We start from the raw sequence: 22200 nt of genomic DNA on the forward strand, positions 1-22200 counted from the left end.
GTCAGATCAATAGGAGGTATCATCTGTGGGTTACAGAAATTTAAGGCAGTGGATTGAAGCACTGCGCAAGGACAAGCAGCTGGTGGTGATCGATGCGCCTGTTGATCCCTATTTGGAGCTTGCGGAAATTCACCGGCGGGTCATTGCTGAAGAGGGCCCAGCCCTGCTGTTCACGAATGTGAAAGGCACACCGTTCCCGGTGGTTACGAACTTATTCGGGACGCCGCGGCGCGTCGAAATGGCGTTTGGACCGCGTCCCGAACAGCTGGCTAACCGTCTTGTCGGCGCGATGAACACCCTGCTCCCACCAACTCCCAAGGCGCTCTGGAATGAGCGGGGATTGATTCGGGAAGTGTTAAAGGTAGGAATGAAGACGGTACCTAAGGGGGAGGCTCCCATTCTTCAGGTATGCCGTACGGATCGTCCGCTCGCGGACCTTCCGAAGGTGACCAGCTGGCAGGAGGATGGGGGGCCGTTCGTGACCCTGCCGCTTGTCTACACTGAGAATCCGGTTCAAGCCAAAGACAACAACTTGGGCATGTACCGCATCCAGATTTATGACGATCAGACTACAGGTGTTCATTGGCAGATCCAGAAGGGCGGAGGCTTCCATTACCATGAGGCCGAGAAACGTGGAGAAGCGCTGCCTGTATCCGTATTCCTTGGTGGCCCACCGGCCCTGATCGCCGGCGCCATCGCTCCGGTGCCAGAGCATTTGTCCGAACTGCTGGTCACATCCTTCATTCTTGGGGAAAAGCTGCCGATGGCGGATAACCCGATGGGTGGGCACCGGATTCCGGCTGAGGCGGAATTTGCCATTCAGGGATTCGTACCCCCTCATGAGCGCCGCCTTGAAGGACCGTTCGGCGATCACTTTGGTTATTATTCGCTTCAGCATGAATTCCCTGTCCTTCAGGTCAGCCATATGTGGCACCGCAAGGATGCCATTTATCCTGCAACGATTGTCGGCAAGCCCCGGCAGGAGGACTATTACATCGGCGATTTCCTTCAAAAGCTGTTATCTCCAGCTTTCCCTGTAGTTATGCCAAGTGTACGGTCCCTCTGGACTTACTCTGAGAGTGGATTCCATGCGCTCGCGTCCGCTGTCGTCCGTGAGAGCTATTCAAGAGAGGCGTTGGTTGCGGGCTTCCGGATTCTTGGCGAAGGCCAGCTGTCTCTGACGAAGTTCTTGATGCTGACGAATGTGCCGGTGGATCTTGCCGATATCAAGATTACACTCAAGACTGTACTAGAGCGGTTTAACCCGCGAACGGACTTATTTATTTTTAATAAAACGTCGAATGATACTCTGGATTATACCGGGCTGAAGCTTAACCACGGCAGTAAAGCGATCCTGATTGGCGTAGGGGACCCGGTACGTGAACTTCCCCGGGAATATACGGGCGGCGAGATCGCCGAAATCCATGAGATCGCGGTATTCCATGATGGGTGCCTGGTGGTGTCGGGTGCCGCATATGAACAGGAACCAGAACTGCCAGCCCGCCTGCTCGCCCGCCTGAAGGAGAAGGGAGCCGAGTGGAAGTGGCCGCTCGTTGTCCTGGTTGATCATGCTGAGGAAGTGGCCAAGTCATCGAACTCATTCACATGGACGGTATTTACACGATTTAACCCGGCTTCGGATATTTATGCGGATGCGGAGATACAACAGCATCATTTATCGTATAACCTACCTCTCGTAATTGATGCACGAATGAAACCGGGTTACCCGGATGAGCTGTTCCCGCGTGAGGATATCGTGAAACTGGTGGATCAGCGCTGGTCCAGTTATTTTGCCTAACATAAATCAGCAATCGAAAGGGGGCCGTGTATGCTGCGCAGCCTGCTTGGAGAGCCGCCCCGCAGGGATGAGGGGCTATTGTCAGACACATTCAAAACCATGAGGCAGGTTATCCAGCACTTCCAGGCCAGACCGGACAGAAGCAGCGGTTCTAGGCTTGATTATTCCAAGCTTCAGATCTGGATGGAGGGTCTTGCCGCCTCCCTTGATGAGTTGGAGCAGTGTACGCATGCCTCCGCGTTTTTCCGGCACAAGGTTCATACCAGGTATATGGCGGATATGGGACCTCAGGAAAAAGGGGATTACGCTCGTTATGTATATTTCTATAAGGACGGGTTCATCCGCGTATTCTCCATCCTGGATAAATTGGGTACGGTCCTAAATGAGCTGTACGGACTCAACACGGCTAGAGTAAAGCCGCATTATTCTTATTTCACGGTTCTTCGACAGTTCAGTTATCTTGGGGCTCATCCTAGGCTTGGGCAGCGTCTGACGGAGATCAAGGAACAGCATAAGGATGCATTATCCCGCTTGCGCCGCCGGAGGAATACGGAGATTCACTACATGAATTCAGAAATGCAGGATGATCTCTGGCAGAAGCATCAAGCGCCGCATGGAAAGCTTGAGCTTGAGGATATGGATCAGCATTTGACTGATCTGATGGACGGTTATCAAATGGTGCTGGAGTCACTGAACGTATCATTTAAATATACGCTCTCAAATATAAAAGTATTCTAATCGGATTAATTTGATAAAATGAATAAATTGCCTTTGACAAACGGTGCAAAAGCCTCTATACTGAGAGACAGTTTCAGAAAAGATTTCATGAACCAACTCGAAAATTTCATATTTCTTATCAAGAGTGGCGGAGGGACAGGCCCGATGAAGCCCGGCAACCGATTCAAATATGTGTTTAGGTCTTTAGACCTTTCATCGTTGAATGACATGGTGCTAAATCCTTCAGAGCGTACATGGGGTGCGCTTCTGGCAGATGAGAAGGCAAAGTCTCAAATTTTGAGAGCCCTACAATTCTGCGTGGGGCTCTTTTCGCGTTTGGATATAGAGGAGGATCGGTTTTGATAGAGCTTAAACAACTTACTAAATCTTATGGCAAAAAGAACAAAGCAACGACAGCCTTGTCGAAGCTCAACTTAACGGTAAATAAAGGGGAGATCTTCGGTGTCATCGGTCATTCGGGGGCTGGCAAGAGCACGTTGATCCGGTGTATCAACCTGCTGGAGCGTCCAACATCCGGAGAGGTCTGGGTGAATGGTGCCAACCTTACCTCTATGGGGAAGGGGGAGCTTCAGCAGCACCGGAGAAAGATTGGCATGATCTTTCAGCATTTCAATCTGCTCTCTTCTGCGACCGTATATGACAATATCGCTTTCCCGCTGACGCTGGTTCACACGCCTAAAGCCGCCATAGACAAAAAGGTGAATGAACTGCTGGCTCTTGTCGGGCTGGAGGATCATAAGAACAAGTATCCGTCCCAGCTGTCCGGTGGACAGAAGCAGCGGGTGGGCATTGCCCGGGCGTTAGCGAATGATCCGGACGTGCTGCTGTGTGATGAAGCGACTTCGGCGCTTGATCCCCAGACAACAGATTCAATCCTGAAGCTGCTGCTGGACATTAACCGCAAGTTCAATCTTACGATTATGCTTATCACCCATGAGATGCACGTCATCCAAAGTGTTTGTGACCGGGTGGCTGTCATCCATGCCGGGGGCATAGTGGAGGAGGGGCCGGTAACCGAGGTGTTCCTAAAGCCGAAGCATCAGGTGACCCGGGAGTTTATTAACCGCGAATCAACTGGGGCCGAGGCGCTTAAGCTGGCGCTGTCCTCGCTCAGCTCTGGATCGTCCAGACAGGTCAAAATCACTTTTCTTGGATCACAGACCTATGACTCGCTGCTGTCTCAGATTGTGCGTGAGACGGGTGTGAACTTTGCGATTCTTCAAGGGACGATTTCCACGATTAAGGAAGTGCCGTACGGCCAGCTGCTTGTCTCCTTCGAAGGGGATGCCGCCAGTATTGACCGGACCATCACACTTCTCAGAGAACGCAATCTTGATGTGGAGGTGATGTACTAATGTGGGGACTTGACTTCTCATCAGTGGATTGGGAGGAAATGGGCCAGGCTACGATAGACACCTTGAAAATGCTGGGTGCTTCCTCTCTGTTAACCTTTATTATCGGCCTTCCGCTTGGTGTTCTCTTATTCGTAACCGCGCGTTCCAATTCAGCTTTCTTCCGGTTTGTTTACCGGATTCTATCACTCATTGTCAACATTCTGCGATCGGTGCCGTTCATCATCCTGATTGTTGCACTGATTCCAGTTACCCGGTCCATTTTTGGAGTATCGATCGGGGTTCCAGGCACGATTCCGCCGCTTGTGATCGGCGCTGCGCCGTTCTTTGCAAGACTTGTGGAGACTGCGCTGCGTGAGGTCGACCGCGGGGTAATCGAAGCGGCAACTTCTATGGGGGCATCTACTCTGCAGATTATCCGGAAGGTGCTTCTTCCAGAATCGATGCCAGGGCTTATTGCCGGTATGACGATTACAGTGGTTACGCTGGTATCTTATACGGCCATGGCCGGTATGGTAGGCGGTGGTGGACTGGGAGATTTGGCTATCCGCTACGGTTATCAGCGGTATGAGATGGAAGTGATGATTGTAGCCGTAGTGTTTATGGTCATTCTCGTTCAGCTGCTGCAAATGCTTGGCGACCGCTTGGTTGCTCATTTTACAAGGAAATAAGGAAACACAAATATAACGGTAATAATAATCCTTATTCAATAACAAATTGGAGGTTTGGAAATGAAAAAATGGTCAACAGCTTTTTTGCTACTTACACTTATCTTGGTGCTTGCCGCTTGCGGTAGCAAACCACAGGAATCACAACAGGGATCTGCGGATACTGGCAAAACACAAACCACTACGGAAACTAAAACAGAACCGGTTAAATTGGTTGTAGGTGCTACAGCTATACCCCATGCTGAAATTCTTAATTTCATCAAACCAAAGCTGAAAGAAGAAGGCGTGGATCTGGAAGTTAAAGAGTTCACCGATTATGTCCTGCCAAATACGCAGGTGTTCGAGAAACAGCTCGATGCCAACTTCTTCCAGCACCAGCCATACCTTGATGATCAGAACAAAAAGAACAACTTTAACCTTGTAAGCGTGGTGGGCGTGCATGTGGAACCCTTCGGTGCTTACTCTAAGAAATACAAAACCAAAGACGAAATTCCGAATGGCGCAAAAGTAGCTATCCCGAATGATGCTACCAATGGCGGGCGTGCACTTCTTCTGCTTGCCAAGAACGGTTTGATCACCTTGAAAGACGGAGTTGGAATCTCCGCAACGGTGAAGGATATCACTGCAAATCCGAAGAACCTTGAATTTAAAGAACTTGAAGCCGCTATGCTGCCGCGTGTTCTTGATGAAGTGGACCTGGCTCTGATCAATACGAACTATGCGCTTGAAGCGAAGCTGGTTCCAACCAAAGATGCTCTCTTTATCGAAGATAAGGATTCACCTTACACCAACATCCTCGTAGCCCGTCCGGACAACAAAGATTCCGAAGCGATTCAAAAACTGGCTAAGGCGCTGACTTCCGCCGATGTTAAGAAATTTATCGAAGACAAGTATCAAGGCTCAATTGTTCCTGCGTTCTAAGAAACGCAATAATTGTGCCAGAGCTCAATTATTGCTGAGGAAGTGACAGAAACAATTGTGCCAAGGCTCAATTGTTCCTGCGTTCTAAGAAACGCAATAATTAGACCTTGAACGAATTTCAAGGAATGTACAAGAAGAAGCCCTCCTTTGGCATGGTTGTTAGACACTTCCATTCTACCAAGGAGCGGCTTCTTTACTTTTAATTGTTTGGTTTTGGATTTCATCTTCTGAAAATAATTCAAGAAATCCAAAACCAACAGCGGTGGTAGCAGCGTTCGTTCTCGGAGCCTTTTGAACACAAACCGAACTCCTAATCAAAATCAGGAGCCGTCTTTCAGGACAGTCCCGTTCTGCTTCTTCAGGTTTTTTCAATGTTTGCTTGTAAGGCCGTCATGACCTTTCCATGCAAGTTGTGGGGATAAGCCAAATCTTTTATACTTGATAGGGAGTACGTATTTATTAGGCTGACGGCTTGCCGTGGGGAGGAATCCGCAGGTGAAAGGTAAAATTGCATTGATTACGGGCAGCGCCAAAGGGCTGGGGAAGAAGACGGCGCTTACGTTAGCGGATGAAGGCTGTCATATTGCTCTGAATTATGTTCATAGTGAAGCTGAGGCTCTGGAGCTGAAGGCTGTGATTGAAGATAAAGGTGTCCGGTGTATTGCTGTGCGTGCGGATGTCGCAAGTGTGGAAGATATCACACGGTTGGTCTCTGAGGTAGAGCGCACCCTGGGCGGGATCGATATTCTGGTGAATAATGCGGGCCCGTTCATCCGGGAACGCAAGCTCTTTGCGGAGTACAGCAGGGCAGAGGTGCTGTCCTTAATTGAAGGGAATTTAGTAGGCCCCATGCTGCTTGATCATATGGTCCTTGAGGGGATGCGCAGCAGAGGATGGGGCAGGATCATCCATTTTGGATTCGGGCATGCTGCGGAATCCCGGGCATGGCCTCATCGGGCGGCTTATGCTGCTGCGAAGACGGGACTTGTATCTTTTACGAAGACGCTTGCTGTTGAAGAAGCCCCGTATGGGATTACCGTGAACATGATTTGCCCGGGAGACATCCGGGGTGTGAATAAGGAGAAGTCCATTGCCGAGGTTAGCGGAGAGCAGGATGGGGAGACACCAAGGGGCAGGCCTGGCAGCGGGGAAGATATCTCGCGGGTTATCGCCTTCTTGTGTCAGCCTGAGTCTGACTTTATCACCGGCAATATTATGGATATTTCAGGAGGACTTGACCCAATCCGTCCATGGATTAAGCCGTCCCCCTAAGTTCCTTGGCTAAGTTCTATCCATCCGGACAGAATAATGCAATAAATAGCCTGACTATCCGGCAGCAGCCTGTTCTGGTTCATGGCTCTAAAACAGAAAGTGCCGGCCACGAAGGCCGGCAGCTTGAAGATCGTACTTGAATTTATAAATTAAAATACTTGTACAACTTCTTGAACGCCTTCGACTTCTTCAAACAGCGCGCGCTCAATCCCTGCTTTGAGTGTGATTGTGGAACTTGGGCAGCTGCCGCAAGCACCCACCAATTTCAGTTTGACGATGCCATCCTCCACGTCAACGAGTTCGACGTCACCGCCGTCGCGCTGCAGGAAAGGGCGAAGTTTATCAAGCACTTCCAGAACTTCATCATACAAAGTATCTTGTGCATTTTGGCTCATATTTCTCAACTCCTTTCTTATATATTATATTACAAACGGATTTAAATTTAAATGGCATTAGCAAAGCGAGGATTACTGCATGAGACCGATTATAGAATTTTGCGTGAATAATATGCACTTTGGAACCGATGAGGTCATGAAAAAGCTGGAGGATTGTCCAGACTACGATGTGCTTGAATACGGCTGTCTGACACATTGTGGCGTATGCTATCTCACCCCGTTTGCCCTTGTGAACGGCGAGTTCGTCGAGGCAGAAAGCGCGGAGCAGCTGTACGAACGTATTATGGACAAAATTAAAGAAATCGATGCCTGGTCCGAGTTGGATCTTGACTAGTGGCAAAAAGAGGTAACCGCAGGGTTGCTGTAAATATATACAGGAAGACCGCTCCGAAGTAAAGGGGCGGTCTCTTTTTGTATAGAAAATTAAATTGCTCAGCTCGCTAAGCTTAATCAGCCTACGTAACGGAGTAAATTCATAGTGCCTGTTGATCTAACCACAACCCATCCAGCTGGAATCGGAGAGCCGAGCATGACCCAAATCTCACGGCCGTAGCTGGCGCCGTTCACATAGGTAATTAAATTCATGGTGCCTGTGGACCGTGTGATAACCCATCCTTCAGGAATCGGAGAGCCGAGCATGATCCAAACCTCACGGCCGTAGCTGGCACCGTTCACGTAGGTAATTAAATTCATGGTGCCTGTGGACCGTGTGATAACCCATCCTTCAGGAATTGGTGAGCCGAGCATGACCCAAATTTCACGCCCATAGCTGCTTCCCTTAACATTTGTAATCTCATTCATATTACCTGAGGTTCTTGTTATCACCCAGCCCTCGGGAATAGGTGAGCCAATGGCAACCCATTGGGTCTGAGATGCGCTTAATGATGTTGTTCCCGCCTTGGCTTGAACTGCTGGCTTCGATGATGCAGAGGCGTCGGTTGTCCCTGCATTCACGGATAAAGCGGTTGCAATAGTAACGGAACATAAAGCTAAGATGGCTAAGTGCTTCTTCATCATTAAACATCAACCTTCCATTAAAGGTATTTTATTCCAAGATAATCATATAAGAAATCTATAAATCTATCAACCATTTATTTACAAGTTCAATGGGAATTAAAAGTTATACACAATCAAAAAGAACGGGATTTCTCCCGTTCCTGATTATCTAAAGATATATGCAATTAGCCAAAATGATGTTTGGACATCCACAGCACACCACTCTTGAGAATCCGGGGAACTCGTCCCATAACCTGGCGTTTGCCCATAAGGCCAAAGCCGGCTTTCTTGCCTAGGGATCCGAGAGTTCCCTTCAGCTTAATCGGGCTAAGCCGTGGGGTCTCGCCACGCCACAAGGCAAGCGCGATATGGCCGATCTGTTCGCCTTGTCCTTCAGCAGCTTGACCGCTTGGGGCGAATGGAAGACTGGCGCAGTCCCCGCACACGAATACCTCAGGGTGCTCTGGAATCTGATAATATTCATTCAGCAGCACACGGCCTTGGTGATCCTTGGGCACATCAAGCTTTTGCACGATTTCCACCGGTTGTATGCCTGCCGTCCATACCGTGGCATCAGACAAAATGTCATCGCCAGTTGTATGGATCACGCCTTGCTCTAGAGAAGTAATGGTGATATGGGATAACGTCTCCACGTCATGCTCGTGGAACCACTTCTCCACGTAGGCTGACATCTTAGGAGGAAATGCAGACAGGACTCTTGCTCCGCGGTCGATCAGAGCAATGTTGAGATCTGGACGGCTCTCCCGAAGCTCAGCAGCTATCTCCACACCACTTAGTCCTCCCCCGACAATGTTCACCCGGCCATAAGGCTTGGTATCATTCAGGAGGCGGTAGGTCTCCCGGACGGCGCTCATCGTTTGGATGGTACAAGCATATTCCTGGGCCCCGGGAATTCCATGGAAACGGTCCGTACAGCCTAAAGCGATAACAAGCTGGTCATAATAAACCGGATCATCATTCTCCATGATTACCTTTTTGTTCTCAAGGTCAACGGAAGTGACCTCCCCGTACTTCATATTGAGGTTCTGATGCACGGGGAAGGGAACGCGGAGTTCCACGTCAGAGGCCGTGCCTGCGGCCAGCGCGTAATATTCCGTCTTCATTGTCTGGTAAGGCATGCGGTCGATCATCGTCAGGCGAATATCGCTTGGCATATTTCCTTTGAGAAGCGTATTGGCAATCGTGACTCCGCCGTAACCTCCACCTAGAATAACAAAATGTTTCATGTTTTATCGGTTCCTTTCTGTCCTGCTTGTTATACGATTTAGCGATCTACTCATAAACCTCGATTTCGTTGTAGAAGGTGTCCCGTTCTACCGGAATACGTCCAGCTCCCTTAACCAGCCAGACCAGCTCCTTGCGGGTCAGGCCTTCCGGTGTGTTGGCACCGGCGGCGTGGCTGATTTTCTCCTTAAGAATGGTGCCGTGAACATCCGATGCTCCAAAGCTCAGGGATACCTGGGTCAGCTGTGTACCAATATTAATAAAATAGGCTTTGATATGCTGAATGTTGTCCAGCATTAGACGGCTGATGGCAATGGTCTTAAGATCCTCATATGCGGAGTTGCGGCGCATGATGCTCGCGTTCTTGCTCTTCGGCTGCATGGAGAGGGGAATGAAAACCATGAATCCGCCAGTCTCGTCCTGAAGATCACGAATTTGCATCATGTGACGGATCCGGTCCTCATGGCTCTCGATCGAGCCATACAGCATGGTTGTTCCTGTTCTGATGCCAAGCTGGTGGGCTGTGCGGTGCACTTCAAGGTAGCGGTCGACGTTCGCTTTGTCGACTTTCATCTTTTCCCGGTATTGGTCGGATAGAATCTCCGCTCCTCCTCCGGTCAGGGACTTGAGCCCGGCTTTCTGAAGCTCTTGCAGAACCTCGGCAATGCTCAGGCCGCTGATGCGTGTGAAAAAGTCAATCTCGGCAGCAGTGTACGCTTTGAGTGTGACTTCAGGAAACCGCTCGTTCAGTGCTTTGAGGGAGTCTACATAATATTGAAAAGGCACATGGTTATTATGCCCGCCTACAATATGAAATTCACGGATACCTGGGTGAATGTGCTGTTCCACATATTCCACCATTTCAGGGCCTGACAGGGTGTAAGAGCCTTCCTCCCCCTGATCCTTACGGAAATTGCAGAACGCGCAGTAGGATTCACAGACGTTCGTGAAGTATAGGCTCATATTTTCGATAAAATAAACTTTCTTGCCATTCTTCTTGAGGTTAACTTCATTTGCCAGCTGGCCGATCGTAAGCAGATCGTCGCTTTGATATAAATATACCCCATCTTCAAGATTTAGCCGCTCGCCGCGGCGAACCTTTTCAACGATTTCTGCCATTCTTTGATCAATATGAGGGGCAGTAAGTAACATGGAAATTCCTCCAATCTGAAGTCGAACTGTCATACGAGTTATCATTATGGCAATCGGATATGAAATAACGTCTTCTTAGACGCTTTGCTGAGACACAGCGGGAAACCATCATTGTGAAATTTAGAACAGGTTGGTCAGTGAAAAGACCTGGTTCGTAGTTGTCAGAATTGTGACAAACCAATGCACCCATATCATTATAAACCTCCCATTCTATTCGGGCAATAAGTATAAATCGATTCCTGGCGCGGTTCTTCCGTCTCTTGAGGGGAGTTCTAATGTGGAGTATACTTAGGAGTGTAAGGATAAGGAGGGAATCTCAATGATTAATATCACGGATGCGGCAGCAGCTCAAATAAAAGAAATGCTTTCCCAACAGGAGACACCTGACATGTTCCTTCGTCTTGGTGTACAGCCGGGAGGATGCAGTGGGTTCTCCTATGGCATGGGATTTGACGATGAGGAATCCGAAGCCGACGTCTACATGGACGTAAGCGGGATTAAGGTAGTCGTAGACAAGGACAGCTTGAAGTATTTGAATGGTCTCGAAATTGACTATGAAGCTTCCGGTATGTCCGGCGGGTTCTCTATCCACAATCCGAACGCGATTGCGACTTGCGGGTGCGGCTCAAGCTTCCGCACACGCGAGGATGCGGGACAGCCGAATCCGGAGCAGTGCTGACGGAATAATATTGCAAAACGGCCTTTATGACGTAATACGCGTTATAGCGGTCGTTTTTGTTTTATTGAAAGAGAAATAAAAAAGGGATTATGTTTACGTGTGGTGATGTTCCAAGGGATGTGAATTAACAATAAGTAGGAATTCTTGGATCTCCGGCGAGTCTTACATGAAAAATGTGATATGTCTGGGGTGATGAAATGAGTACAGGTTCTTACAAAACAGCAGTGTTGTTTTTGTTGTTATCTTTAGGAGTGTTTCTATTTCCCGGTTTAGCAAGGTTTATGTAGAAGCCAGACTATCCCGCAAGATCACTCAGCTTTTGCTCCCGTCCGGATGATTTTGTTAAGGAGCAGGAAACTGAGCAGAGCGGTTGTATGATGAGGCAATTTACGTAACCATATCCAAAACATAAACGGTATCACAGCCGCTTGAAGACAACATGGAATATAAGAGCACAATGGCGAATAAGAAAAATATTGCTGAAGAAACAGACCAATATAGTAACGGAGGGGGAAAACAGTGAAAAAAGAAATCTTGCTGCCAATTTCTATTATTGTACTTGGAGGATGCCTTATTTTATCAGCTTGGATAGTAACTAATGGGCTAAAAAACAATGAACATTTCGTGCAAGCTCAAAATACTACTACTACGGCAAAAGCTCTAATGACTTCTGCCGAGGCAGCACAATACATGGGAATTACATTAAACGACTTTAATTTGCTTATTAAGAGTCAAGTTGGAGAAAGAGCGGAACTTCATTCTTACGATACATATAGGTTTATCCCATTCATCGACATCGGTAATCAAAAATATTTCAATAGAGCAGAAATAGATAAATGGATTGAATACAGTATGCTTAATTAACACTGACCTCAAAAAACATCAGCATCATTATCCGCGTAATTATGGGATGCGAAATATGTAGTATCACCGATTATATAAAGAATACGAAGAACCCCCCTTCCCAACAGAAGGGGGGTTCTTCGTGCTTAATTAGCTGCGCTAAACATCGTTATATCACGTGCATAATGGGATTTCTTTCCGGTCTCTATATTACGGATACGAACATAATCCGGGGAATATTTCTCAATGATTCCGCGGCTCAGCTCACAATAGACCCCAGCCTCATCTTCCTGCCAGGCAGAGATGATTCTCTGGGACAGGGCCGCTGCGAAGAAATCCATATCTGCGGTTAATGTATGATTCATTGCCTGCTCCTTTACTAGGGTAGTTCACTAACATGAACGGGCTTAGGAGAAGAATTGCTTGTTCAGCATAAGGCAGATCATTCCTGCGGCTAGAACGGAGAATGCGATGCAGGAGCTCCCCAGGCCTCTTCTGGAGTCCTTAATAAAGCGTATACCTATAGCAAATACAGCAATGGTAACTGCTACAAGCACAAGGGACATAGCGATCATGGCAATCCAATACAGAAGTCCGAATAACTGCTCCAATAGAAGTTTCCTCCCATATAACAATAGGTACGGGTTTACTATATACCAGAACCCCCCGTTTGAAAAGAGTTAAAGCACAAATTCAGACCGTTTCTGGTTATGTGCCGAATTTTGTTAAATCAGGCGTAAGCGGTGGACATACATCCAAGAACAACAGCCTTGTCCTGAGTATGAATAACTATATAGATGGACACTTGAGTATGTATCTTAAGACAGTCTATGGATGTTTAGCATGCTGATCTCTATAGGAAAAGGGGAGGCTCAAATGGCGGGAAGACAGCTGGCGAATAAATGGTTGAAGACGGAAGCGCTTCTTTCGGATGCCCGGATTCAGGGGCATATTCCTCAGACAAGAATGTTTAGTGCCCCTCAATTGAAGAAGATGCTTCATAGATATGGAATGGTGGTTATCAAACCGGTTCGCGGAGGCGGCGGGTATGGGGTAATCAAGGTAACGTACAGAAGAGGCAGGTATTCGTTCACCAACCTGGCACAAGAGCGCTCATTCTCTAACTTTAGTGCTATGTTTGGCGCCTTATCCAGAGTCATGGTGAAACGCCCTTATCTGATTCAGCAGGGAATTCACCTGGCCCGGATTGCCGGCAGGCCTGTGGATTACAGAGTCAAGGTGGCTAAGACCGAGAGAGGCTGGGAGTACCGCGCAATGGTTGGAAGACTGGCTCGGCCGGGTCTGTTTGTCACCAATCTCTGCAAAGGCGGGACACAGCTATCAGCCAAAGAGGCCCTTGTCAGGTCGGTGCCCGCATCGTCAGTGAAATCTCAAAAAAAGAGAATGCAGAGTCTGACTCAAAACTGCATCAGCATATTGGAACGCAGGTTTCCTGGAATCGGAGAGCTTGGCTTTGATTACGGTATAGACCGGGAGGGACGGATTTGGATTTTTGAAGTCAATACCCGGCCTCAATAACTAGATAAAGCGGTTAAAAATGTAAAAAACAGGTTTCTTCCTGCTTATGTCAGGTTAATGTATTAGAAAAGCTGTTGTCTTAAGCTCTGAAGAAATGGCGGCAAAATAATTTTACTGGAAATTAAAACGTATAAACTCCTGTGAATAACTTTTATCCACAATATCCTCAACTGAATGACAACATATTCAGCGTTTGCTAACAAATTATTCACAGGATTTCCACAGATAATTGTGGATAACAGAACGCTTGTTCCTTAAATCTATTATTGTTATGATAGGGATAAGGAAAAAATAGGAAGGAGTGGTGAAAATGGCGACGTTAACAGACGAAATGCTTCTGGATTCTTATCATATGGCCAAAGAGCTGCGTTTGGACAGGGAATTCATTGCACTCCTGTTGGCCGAGATCCACAAGAGAGAACTTAATCCACAGATTCAGCTCGTCCTTCATTAGGAGTATTGCAGCTCTACTTCATATATAAAGTGTTCTCTGCAGGCTGGACAGCCTGCAATATGCTCACAGGTTAAGCCAGCATCTTGTACAGAGGTGATCTGGTCGATTGAGCCATACGGGCTGTAGGGCCCCGCATAATCCTGGAGCCTGCCTTCATCCTCAAGCTGTTGTCCACAATCGGGACAAGCAAGGTTTAAGGGAAGCAGGCCGTTACAAAGTGCGCATATATACGACAAAGGGTATCTCTCCTTCAGGGACAGTTGTCTCCAGAAGTTAAGATACCCTTCATTGTGTCAGATCATGTGTATTTACTTACAGCTTAAGGTTGCTGCTGTGTCCCGGTGACAATTTAGCAGATGGGTCTACATATACCTTGGCATTATTGACGGCGGTAGGAGCCTCGCCGAAGCCAACCGCAATCAGTTTGAGCTTGCCGGGATATGTGGTGATGTCTCCGGCCGCAAAAATTCCTGGTACTGACGTTTCCATTCGGGAGTCGACGACAATGGAATTGTTGTCGATCTCGATGCCCCATTCGGAGATCGGGCCCAGGGAAGAAATAAATCCAAAATTGACGATCACATCATCAACTTCGATTTCTTGGGTTTCGCCCGTTTTAGCATGGGTGAGAACTACACGTTCAATCTGTTCGTCACCATGCAGGGAAGTAATTTCTGTAGGCGTGATGACCTGGACGCTGGAAGCCATCAGGTTCTCCACGCTGTGCTCATGAGCCCGGAATTTGTCCCGGCGGTGAATCAGGGTCACCCGTTCAGCGATAGGCTCAAGCATAAGAGCCCAGTCTACGGCTGAGTCCCCGCCCCCGCTGATCAGAACTTTCCGGCCCGCAAATTTGCTCAGGTCACTTACAAAATAGTGCAGATTCTGACCTTCGAAGCGTGCGGCTTCCTCAAGCTCCAGACGGCGGGGCTCAAATGCGCCAACTCCGGCTGTGATGATGACGGAATGGGCGTGATGCACACCTTTGTCTGTGGTCACGATGAAATGGCGCTCATCTTGCTTTTCGACATCGAGCACCTTTTCTTCCAGACGGATATCCGGATTAAAGCGCCGGATTTGTTCATTCAGATTGTTAACGAGCTCCTGGGCAGTCACCTTGGGAAAGCCCGCAACGTCATAAATATATTTCTCAGGATAGAGCGCGGCAAGCTGCCCGCCCAGCTGAGGCATACTTTCAATTAACTTCACGGAAGCTTGGCGCATACCGCCATAAAAAGCAGCAAACATTCCGGCCGGTCCGCCCCCGATAATAAGCAAATCCGTGAATTCGCTGCCTTGATTTTGGCCTGACATGAAACAAACACCTCCAAAATGATAAACACAAATCAATCCTATTTAATTATAAGCCTGCTTTCATTTCTTGCAAATCTTTCTGAAATCAATCAGAAAAATACACTGGAAATGTGTCTTTGATTTGTCCATTTGACCTTGAAATTAAGACTTGATCTTTTAGTTTAAAGCCTTTATCATTCAAAAGAGCTAAAAGCTTAAAAAGGCTTTAAATCAAGGAAATCAGGACAAAATCAGGTGAAATTTGGCCGGTTTTTTGAGACGAACAACCTAATTTGACACGGTCATTATTAAGATGTTCATTATAGAGCGGCAATACCCTAAAAATTTAAGTGTATAATTTCACAAATAATTTTGGCGATTTGAACAAATATAGAGCGAAGCAGTCTGGAAGGAGAACATAGAGATGAGTTCCATACCTAAAATTGTTGTTCTGGGTGCTGGATACGGCGGGATACTCACCGCTCAGAAACTGCAGAAGGAACTGAATTACAACGAGGCCGATGTAACCCTGGTTAATCGCCATGATTATCATTACTTCACCACGCATTTGCACATGCCAGCAGCGGGTACGGATTCCATTGATCATACCCGTGTGCAGATTTCCAAGCTGATTGATGAGTTTAAGATAGATCTAGTTAAGTCTAATGTACAGGAAATCCGTTTGTATGATAAAAAAGTCATACTGGAAGACGGGACGTTATCGTACGATTACTTAATTATTGCGCTTGGCGGCGAGCCGGAATCGTTCGGTATTCCGGGACTTGCGGAGCACGCCTTGACTATTCGCAGCATCAACTCTGTCCGGCTGATCCGCCAGCATATCGAGTATCAGTTCGCCCGTTATAAGATGGATGAGAACCGCAAAGACCGGCTTAACTTCGTTGTCGGTGGTGCGGGCTTCAGCGGAATTGAATTTGTGGCTGAGCTTGCCGACCGGATTCCTGGACTGTGCAAGGAGTATGATGTGGACCCGTCCCTCGTGCATATCTACAATGTTGAAGCAGCACCAACGGTGCTTCCGGGGTTTGATCCGGAGCTGGTGGAATATGCCATGGAGGTCCTGCGGAAGAAGGGAGTTACCTTCAAGATCGGGGTGGCTATCAAGGAATGCACGGCAAAGGGAGTCACTTTAGCTACGGATGAGGAGATTAAAGCGGCTACCGTGGTATGGACCGGAGGAATCCGTGGAAACCGTCTTGTCGATGCGGCGGGATTTGAGACTATGCGCGGACGGGTGAAGGTGGACGAATATCTCCGGGCGCCGGGCCATGAGAATGTGTTCATCATTGGGGATAACTCGCTGATGTTCAATCCTGAGGGTAGACCCTATCCGCCTACCGCTCAAATTGCCATGCAGCAGGGCGTCGTATGCGCCCATAATGTTGTGGCTTCCATTCGGAACCAGCAGCCTAAGAAGTTTGTATTCAGCAACAAAGGAACAGTGGCGTCCCTCGGCAAAGGGGAGGCGATCGCAACCGTAGGCACCAAGAAATATAAAGGATGGACCGCAGCCCAGCTGAAAAAGCTGGTGGATATGCGATATCTGTTCATCATCGGAGGAATTCCGCTAGTTCTGAGAAAAGGACGGTTCCTGTAAGATGAGGCACTGCAGTGTGCAGGTACGCGGGCTGCTTACCCGGGATGAGCTTGACCGCTATAACGGGCTGATTGAAGCGGGCTCGTTCCTGGAGAGCCAACAGCGGTATGATTTGTCTTATCATGTGCAGAAGGAAATTGATATTCTGATTCTTCCGGCAATCGAGCGGCTGAAGGAGAAGAGCCGTGACCGTGACCGGGCAACAGCGGAGTACTTGGAATCGATCAAACGGCTGCAGCAGGAAGACGAGGATTGACAGTTCATTCTTATAAAATAAACAAGGGTGCCGCCCGGCTGTGTAACTGCCGGGCGGCACCCTTGTCTCTATAAGCGCCATCTCTAAATTGGGCTCTATATAAAACGAACTTTAAAAATTAACTCCTCTCGGCTTCGATCCCGAGTGAGTCTGAAGAAGCGGAGCGTCCGCCTTTGTCTCCGAATGCCTCTACTTGGATATCGAGTTCAAGGATTTCGGAGACAACAGCGGCCTTAAAGAACACTCGGCATCGCAGCGCCCCATAAGGGTAACTGGCATAAGTTCATTTTATATAAAATTATAATTTGAGCATTTCGGCGAACAGCTCTTCGGTCAGAAGGTTGCCGACATAGAAGCTGCCGAATTCACCGAATCGTGCGCTGACTTCATCAAAACGCATTTCATAGACCAGCTTCTTGAACTGAAGCGGATCGTCGGAGAACAAGGTTACGCCCCATTCCCAGTCATCGAAGCCTACGGAGCCGGTAATGATCTGTTTAACCTTGCCCGCGTAGCTGCGGCCAATTAGACCGTGGCTGCGCATCATAGCCCGGCGCTCATCCATCGAGAGCATGTACCAGTTGTCGGACAGCTCCCGCTTTTTGTTCATCGGGTAGAAGCAGATATGTTTCGACTTCGGCAGAGCCGGTTGAAGCCGTGCAATAATTTCCGGTTTCTGCTTCGGATCACCGTCACCGGATGCCAAGTAGTTGCTAAGCTCCACCACACTGACATAAGAATAGGCCTTGGTGGTATACTCCGCAAAAGCCGTCTTATTAAAAGCCGCTTCGATCTGACCCAGCTCATCGAGCGTTTCACGAAGGTACATAATGACGAAATCTGCTTTCTGTCCAACAATGGAATATGCGGCTGTGCTTCCTGTGCCGGCTTCCTCAGTTCCTTTCCACTCCTGTAGAAATACATTCAGCTCATCCAGTGCTACGGCGCGCTCTTCATCGTCGGCCGCTTTCCAGGCTGTCCAATCTATAGAACGGAAATCATGAAGCGCATACCATCCTTCTAATGTTAAAGCTGCTTCGTTCATTTTATCACTCCTATAATTAAGCTCTATTGTTCATTGTAGCCTAGAGAAGCAGGGCGGGCAAATGGCTTCATGAAGTGTTCATAAACTTCATTGCCTACCCCGCCTTTTTTTAGTAAACTGGCATTAAGCAGTGTTGATAGAGGGGAGCAAAGATAGAGTCATGGGTCTTGGGTTTATTGTTGTATTTATACTGATGGTTCTGTTTTTTGTGATGATGTTCGGGATCGGATTTATTTTAAATATGCTGATGAAGACAACCTGGTTTCCAAGTTACATCTTTATCATCGTGATTTTGCCTATCGTGGTGTATTCTCTATGGGATCATACCCAGAGTCTGGGCGTTTATCTGCAGTCATTCCATCTGGTTGATTATTTGACCGCTGTAGCGGGGCTTGCTGGAGCTATATTAAGCGGTTGGACCATTCAGAAGCTTCGTCTGGGCGGTTACAAAATGTTCTAACTCTATGCTACAAGAGTTTCGAACACAAATCGAACTCCAAACAAAAAGAAGGGGCCGTCTTTTGGGACGGCTCCTTCTTTGTATTCTTATCGGCTTGGCAGGATTCAGCCTGAAGTCAATCTTTTTGCTGGAGCTTCCATTTTTGAAATTCCAGGAATTCCTTGAACTCCTGCTTGCTGACTCCTGAAGACATCGCTTCTTGAACCAATTCTGACCATTCCTGATCCAGGACTTCCTCTTCGGCCGGGTCCGAATCATACAATAGCTTATTTATAGATATACCAAGAGCATCGGCAATCTTCTCGATAAATTGGATGGAAGGATTGGATTGGATATTGCGTTCTACATTGCTTATGTACGATTTAGCGACATCCGCCTTATCCGCAAGCTCGGAAAGGGAGTAGCCTTTCTCCAAGCGGTACTGCTGAATGCGCTTCCCCAAGTTATCTGCCACGTTGATGTCGCCCACCTTATCGATTTTACAGCCATTATATCAGAATATATGAATTGACAAAAGGAGAACGAAAAGAGGACCTGCAGCGCGATGAGCACTAACTGCTGTGGTCCTCTTACCTATAGGGACTTACTTTTTTTACTTTTCTACGCCTGCGCCTTGCTTCGCTTCAAATTTCCAGGTCAGCGTAAGGGAGTCACCTTGGAACTGATTTTGATCCTGATTGTTGTCCACGAATTCAAATTCTACAGTCAGCTTGTCGCTGGTTCCCGCTTTCAGACCGCCGTGCTCCTCTAACCAAGGAATAAATACTTTGTTCTCTACAGCATCCGGAGTGAGCTTCTGCAGATCGAACAGGTTGGTAGAGTAGATGACGCGGTCACCTTTGTCAGAGTTGGTCAGGAAGTTAACACGGATATGCTTGCCGAAATCGTCGGTATTGGCGGGTGCGCCAGCTTTATTGGTTACTGTATATGAAGTTCCGAGCAGCACTCGGCTGATGTCGAGTGTTCCGTTGTTCTCAAGCTTGAAGTTGCGTACAGCTTTGTCGCCCGGCTTGATGTTGCTTACATTGATAATGGTGGTCGGATTCGCGTTCAGCTCCAGTGTACCTGCCGCGAATGTTCCTGTGGCTTGGGAGGTGGAGCTGAAGTACGCAAAAGTACCTCCTCCGATCAAAGTCAATCCAAGTGCTGCTGAAGCTACTCCCAAAGCTAACGTTTTCTTGATACCCATCTTAATAATTCCTCCTCAAATTTGATCTCTTCGCGAGAATTTATATATTGTATCCCTGCTGGCAGGGAGAACAACCGCAGTGGTTATGGAGCTTCAACCGAAGTGGAATCCGCTTCCTTCTTGTCGATTTTGGACAAAGCTTTCCAGGAGGATGCTCCTGCATAGATAATCAAGAGCAAACCGGGGATTACAAGCAGAGCCACACTTCCCGCTCTGGAATTTGCGAAATTCATGGCGTAACCGGCATAGGGAATTGTAAAACCGGTGTACTCGGCAGTAACATTGGACGCTGGAACAGGCTCCAGATCGGGAGTATCATTGTTGTCCCCCTTGGTTCGATAGGATACATGACCTGTCTCACGGTTCTTCAGAACTTCAATGATCCGGTGGGTGACCAGCTTGTCTGCTGATTCTCTATAGGTAATGATATCTCCGACCTTGAACCGGCCCATGTCCCCGCCAGGCTGAAGCGCTACGATAGAGCCTGTCTGAATGGAAGGCTCCATAGAGCCGGAGAGCACAGTTTTGATCTGATAACCGAAGAAATTCGGTTCTCCGCCCCCAGCTTTTGAGATCACAACGGAAGCGGCCATGACGATGAAAAGAAGAATAAGCAGAGTCGTTAAGGTCCGGCTGATTAGTTTTTTAATACGCATCGGAATCACCGTCTTTCACAATTAATTAGGTATCTTGCCGTCAATATCAGGCCCCGCCCGTGGATGCCGCTGATGTACCTGGTCTTTCGGGAACCGTGCTTGGAGAAGAACCAGGAACATCGCCAGGGATGATATCAGGAAGGGTGCCATCACCCGGCTTAACCTTGTCCGAAGGGCTGCCTGGGGTGGGAGCTGTCTGTACATCTTCTTGATGGGAAAGAGTGGGATTAGGGTCATCGTGGGCTGCTTCTTTAAGCGGGAACTTCTGATCATTTCCGGGCTGATTATCGGCAGAGGTTTGTCCTCCAGAATGTCCTGGCCCTTGCTTGGCAGGATCAGAAGAGCTTGCCTTGTCTCCCCCTGGTGCCGTTCCCTCATGCTTCTTGTCCTGCACGTCCTTCTTCTCCTGAGCTTCCTTCTTGTCTTGCTCAGATTTGGCTATCTCTGCGGCCCGCTTAACCTTCTCAAGCTCTTCCAAGCGGCTTCGTTCTGCCGCAATCGCGGCCTGTATTTCAGACAGTTGGGCACTTAAACTGCCCAGCTCTGTGGTACAAGAGTTCAGGGATGCCTGCAGCTCTGATTGAAGCTGCCGATACTCTTGGGCCCATTCCTCACTGATCAGGGAGTCTTGGCCAGTATCGATGGACACAGGATGAATAAGCTCCTGGCTGTAGTCCGGCACGCCAGTAACAGTGGAGGAGAAATCGCTTGGATTTGTCTGGTCATTCCCGGCATCGGTAGTATCCAGGGTTTGCAGCTGCTTCAGATAGTCCATTACAGCCTTGATCCGTCCCGATAACTCCGCTGACAGCCCCGGTATTGAGGTCAACTGCCCGGACAGCTGAAGGAGAGACGCCTGATCTCTGATTACAAGGCAGTTAGAGGGCTGCTGGTTGATTTCGCCGATGATCCCGTTGACCTTATCGGCTGATTGCTGGATTTCAGAGCGGATGCTCTGCCAAGCGGCTTCATTGTCAGCCAAACGGCTGCTGAGCTGAACCGAAGTTCCCTGAAGAACTGATATTCTGGATAGGATAAGCTGTTCATCCGAGCTGAGCTCTTCCAGTGTCCTTCCAGTGAAGGAGTGGGGGGATATCTCCCCGGTATCCGTTGATGGTCCGGACGACAGCGTGTTCTTAAGCTGTACTGCTATATTTAAATGTCCGGTCAGGTCCTCCAGCATCAGCCTGATTTCACTAGGGAAAATCCCGCAGGCTTGGATTACCGCTGTATTGTCCTGTTCCGTATGGAATTCACCAAAAGTTGTTCCAACCTGGTGTGAGGCTGTGATGACCAGAATGGAGATGACAACAGCCGTCTGCAAGGTACGTGTAATTTGTCTGGGGGCATGCCGTACCCTTCGTCGCTTGCCGCCTCTTAATCTAGAGGTTCTCAGAGGAATTCTCCTTTCACTCTTTGTTCTTTATTAAGAACAATTTTCTGATTTGAATATTACAGCAACTCTATCAGAAAGGAAAATTGCTAATAGAGTTAAATTTCCTCAATAAAGAACAATAACTAAGCTAAATGTCCTATATTCTAAGTTTATCGGCTGAATACTCACTATTTCATTCTTTATTAAGAACAAAATTTAAGCAACTCCCCCGAAATTAGATTTACTATATCGGGAA

General features: G+C 48.0%; 26 protein-coding genes and 1 riboswitch. Of the genes, 14 read left to right on the forward strand and 12 right to left on the reverse strand.

Features of this window, described 5'->3' with window-relative positions:
* Window positions 1-25 precede the first annotated feature (25 nt).
* From KJS63_RS21495 to KJS63_RS21520, 6 genes are all read left to right on the forward strand, one after another.
* Entirely contained in the window at window positions 26-1798 is a 1773-nt protein-coding gene (locus KJS63_RS21495; protein WP_213621003.1) for a UbiD family decarboxylase, read from the forward strand.
* Window positions 1799-1828: 30 nt separating this feature from the next.
* On the forward strand, window positions 1829-2536 hold the full coding sequence (locus tag KJS63_RS21500; RefSeq protein WP_213621004.1) for a Cthe_2314 family HEPN domain-containing protein: 708 nt from the start codon (window positions 1829-1831) through the stop codon (window positions 2534-2536).
* Between the two features lie 112 nt (window positions 2537-2648).
* Window positions 2649-2796: riboswitch (SAM riboswitch) on the forward strand.
* A gap of 78 nt (window positions 2797-2874) precedes the next feature.
* On the forward strand, window positions 2875-3891 hold the full coding sequence (locus tag KJS63_RS21505; RefSeq protein WP_213621005.1) for a methionine ABC transporter ATP-binding protein: 1017 nt from the start codon (window positions 2875-2877) through the stop codon (window positions 3889-3891).
* On the forward strand, window positions 3891-4559 hold the full coding sequence (locus tag KJS63_RS21510; protein ID WP_213621006.1) for a methionine ABC transporter permease: 669 nt from the start codon (window positions 3891-3893) through the stop codon (window positions 4557-4559). The genes KJS63_RS21505 and KJS63_RS21510 overlap by 1 nt, the downstream gene beginning before the upstream one ends.
* A gap of 60 nt (window positions 4560-4619) precedes the next feature.
* Complete coding sequence (locus tag KJS63_RS21515; protein WP_213621007.1) at window positions 4620-5477, forward strand: MetQ/NlpA family ABC transporter substrate-binding protein; 858 nt, start codon at window positions 4620-4622, stop codon at window positions 5475-5477.
* A gap of 495 nt (window positions 5478-5972) precedes the next feature.
* The gene (locus KJS63_RS21520) at window positions 5973-6749 is read left to right on the forward strand and encodes an SDR family oxidoreductase (protein ID WP_068620114.1); all 777 of its coding nucleotides are present in this window, start codon (window positions 5973-5975) and stop codon (window positions 6747-6749) included.
* Between the two features lie 149 nt (window positions 6750-6898).
* On the opposite strand, the gene KJS63_RS21525 is transcribed toward KJS63_RS21520, so the two are convergent.
* The gene (locus KJS63_RS21525) at window positions 6899-7144 is read right to left on the reverse strand and encodes a NifU family protein (RefSeq protein ID WP_068620113.1); all 246 of its coding nucleotides are present in this window, start codon (window positions 7142-7144) and stop codon (window positions 6899-6901) included.
* 79 nt (window positions 7145-7223) lie between these two features.
* Between KJS63_RS21525 and KJS63_RS21530 the strand changes: the two genes are divergently transcribed.
* On the forward strand, window positions 7224-7478 hold the full coding sequence (locus tag KJS63_RS21530) for a YuzB family protein (protein ID WP_068620112.1): 255 nt from the start codon (window positions 7224-7226) through the stop codon (window positions 7476-7478).
* A gap of 116 nt (window positions 7479-7594) precedes the next feature.
* Here KJS63_RS21530 and KJS63_RS21535 read toward each other — a convergent pair whose 3' ends face one another.
* The 3 genes from KJS63_RS21535 to mqnE all read right to left on the reverse strand — a co-directional run bounded on the left by KJS63_RS21535 (window position 7595) and on the right by mqnE (window position 10537).
* A complete protein-coding gene (locus KJS63_RS21535; RefSeq protein WP_213621008.1) occupies window positions 7595-8161 on the reverse strand; it encodes a hypothetical protein in 567 nt (188 codons plus the stop codon).
* A 164-nt stretch (window positions 8162-8325) separates the two neighbouring features.
* A complete protein-coding gene (locus KJS63_RS21540) occupies window positions 8326-9387 on the reverse strand; it encodes an NAD(P)/FAD-dependent oxidoreductase (RefSeq protein WP_068620110.1) in 1062 nt (353 codons plus the stop codon).
* Between the two features lie 46 nt (window positions 9388-9433).
* Window positions 9434-10537: an aminofutalosine synthase MqnE gene (gene mqnE, locus KJS63_RS21545; RefSeq protein ID WP_374706305.1), complete on the reverse strand. Its 1104-nt coding sequence runs from the start codon at window positions 10535-10537 to the stop codon at window positions 9434-9436.
* A 319-nt stretch (window positions 10538-10856) separates the two neighbouring features.
* Here mqnE and KJS63_RS21550 point away from each other — a divergent pair, with 319 nt between their 5' ends.
* Both KJS63_RS21550 and KJS63_RS21555 read left to right on the forward strand, forming a co-directional pair.
* A complete protein-coding gene (locus tag KJS63_RS21550) occupies window positions 10857-11216 on the forward strand; it encodes a HesB/IscA family protein (RefSeq protein ID WP_068620109.1) in 360 nt (119 codons plus the stop codon).
* Window positions 11217-11735: 519 nt separating this feature from the next.
* Window positions 11736-12080 carry a helix-turn-helix domain-containing protein gene (locus KJS63_RS21555; protein ID WP_213621009.1) on the forward strand — a complete coding sequence of 115 codons (345 nt, stop codon included), beginning with the start codon at window positions 11736-11738 and terminating at the stop codon, window positions 12078-12080.
* Between the two features lie 125 nt (window positions 12081-12205).
* Here KJS63_RS21555 and KJS63_RS21560 read toward each other — a convergent pair whose 3' ends face one another.
* Both KJS63_RS21560 and KJS63_RS21565 read right to left on the reverse strand, forming a co-directional pair.
* Window positions 12206-12424 carry a hypothetical protein gene (locus KJS63_RS21560; protein WP_213621010.1) on the reverse strand — a complete coding sequence of 73 codons (219 nt, stop codon included), beginning with the start codon at window positions 12422-12424 and terminating at the stop codon, window positions 12206-12208.
* 42 nt (window positions 12425-12466) lie between these two features.
* Window positions 12467-12670, reverse strand: coding sequence for a hypothetical protein (locus KJS63_RS21565; RefSeq protein ID WP_068620106.1), 204 nt, complete (start codon window positions 12668-12670; stop codon window positions 12467-12469).
* Between the two features lie 265 nt (window positions 12671-12935).
* Between KJS63_RS21565 and KJS63_RS21570 the strand changes: the two genes are divergently transcribed.
* On the forward strand, window positions 12936-13598 hold the full coding sequence (locus KJS63_RS21570; RefSeq protein WP_213621011.1) for a YheC/YheD family protein: 663 nt from the start codon (window positions 12936-12938) through the stop codon (window positions 13596-13598).
* 310 nt (window positions 13599-13908) lie between these two features.
* The gene (gene sda, locus KJS63_RS21575) at window positions 13909-14052 is read left to right on the forward strand and encodes a sporulation histidine kinase inhibitor Sda (RefSeq protein ID WP_213621012.1); all 144 of its coding nucleotides are present in this window, start codon (window positions 13909-13911) and stop codon (window positions 14050-14052) included.
* A gap of 312 nt (window positions 14053-14364) precedes the next feature.
* Here the strand turns inward: sda and KJS63_RS21580 are convergent, their stop codons facing one another.
* Window positions 14365-15366, reverse strand: coding sequence for an NAD(P)/FAD-dependent oxidoreductase (locus tag KJS63_RS21580; protein ID WP_213621013.1), 1002 nt, complete (start codon window positions 15364-15366; stop codon window positions 14365-14367).
* 403 nt (window positions 15367-15769) lie between these two features.
* Between KJS63_RS21580 and KJS63_RS21585 the strand changes: the two genes are divergently transcribed.
* A complete protein-coding gene (locus KJS63_RS21585; protein ID WP_213621014.1) occupies window positions 15770-16963 on the forward strand; it encodes an NAD(P)/FAD-dependent oxidoreductase in 1194 nt (397 codons plus the stop codon).
* A 1-nt stretch (window position 16964) separates the two neighbouring features.
* Window positions 16965-17219, forward strand: a complete 255-nt coding sequence (locus tag KJS63_RS21590; RefSeq protein WP_213621015.1) for a hypothetical protein — start codon at window positions 16965-16967, stop codon at window positions 17217-17219.
* 298 nt (window positions 17220-17517) lie between these two features.
* On the opposite strand, the gene hemQ is transcribed toward KJS63_RS21590, so the two are convergent.
* A complete protein-coding gene (gene hemQ / locus KJS63_RS21595; RefSeq protein ID WP_213621016.1) occupies window positions 17518-18264 on the reverse strand; it encodes a hydrogen peroxide-dependent heme synthase in 747 nt (248 codons plus the stop codon).
* A gap of 160 nt (window positions 18265-18424) precedes the next feature.
* Between hemQ and KJS63_RS21600 the strand changes: the two genes are divergently transcribed.
* Window positions 18425-18724 carry a YuiB family protein gene (locus tag KJS63_RS21600; RefSeq protein ID WP_068620098.1) on the forward strand — a complete coding sequence of 100 codons (300 nt, stop codon included), beginning with the start codon at window positions 18425-18427 and terminating at the stop codon, window positions 18722-18724.
* Window positions 18725-18839: 115 nt separating this feature from the next.
* On the opposite strand, the gene KJS63_RS21605 is transcribed toward KJS63_RS21600, so the two are convergent.
* The 4 genes from KJS63_RS21605 to KJS63_RS21620 form a co-directional block, all read right to left on the reverse strand.
* Window positions 18840-19178, reverse strand: a complete 339-nt coding sequence (locus tag KJS63_RS21605) for a helix-turn-helix domain-containing protein (protein WP_213621017.1) — start codon at window positions 19176-19178, stop codon at window positions 18840-18842.
* A 138-nt stretch (window positions 19179-19316) separates the two neighbouring features.
* Entirely contained in the window at window positions 19317-19913 is a 597-nt protein-coding gene (locus KJS63_RS21610) for a TasA family protein (protein ID WP_213621018.1), read from the reverse strand.
* Between the two features lie 83 nt (window positions 19914-19996).
* A complete protein-coding gene (sipW, locus tag KJS63_RS21615) occupies window positions 19997-20569 on the reverse strand; it encodes a signal peptidase I SipW (RefSeq protein ID WP_213621019.1) in 573 nt (190 codons plus the stop codon).
* 46 nt (window positions 20570-20615) lie between these two features.
* The gene (locus tag KJS63_RS21620) at window positions 20616-21893 is read right to left on the reverse strand and encodes a hypothetical protein (RefSeq protein WP_213621020.1); all 1278 of its coding nucleotides are present in this window, start codon (window positions 21891-21893) and stop codon (window positions 20616-20618) included.
* Window positions 21894-22200: the final 307 nt, after the last annotated feature.

Source organism: Paenibacillus sp. J22TS3 (assembly GCF_018403205.1).
GTDB lineage: Bacteria > Bacillota > Bacilli > Paenibacillales > Paenibacillaceae > Fontibacillus > Fontibacillus tuaregi.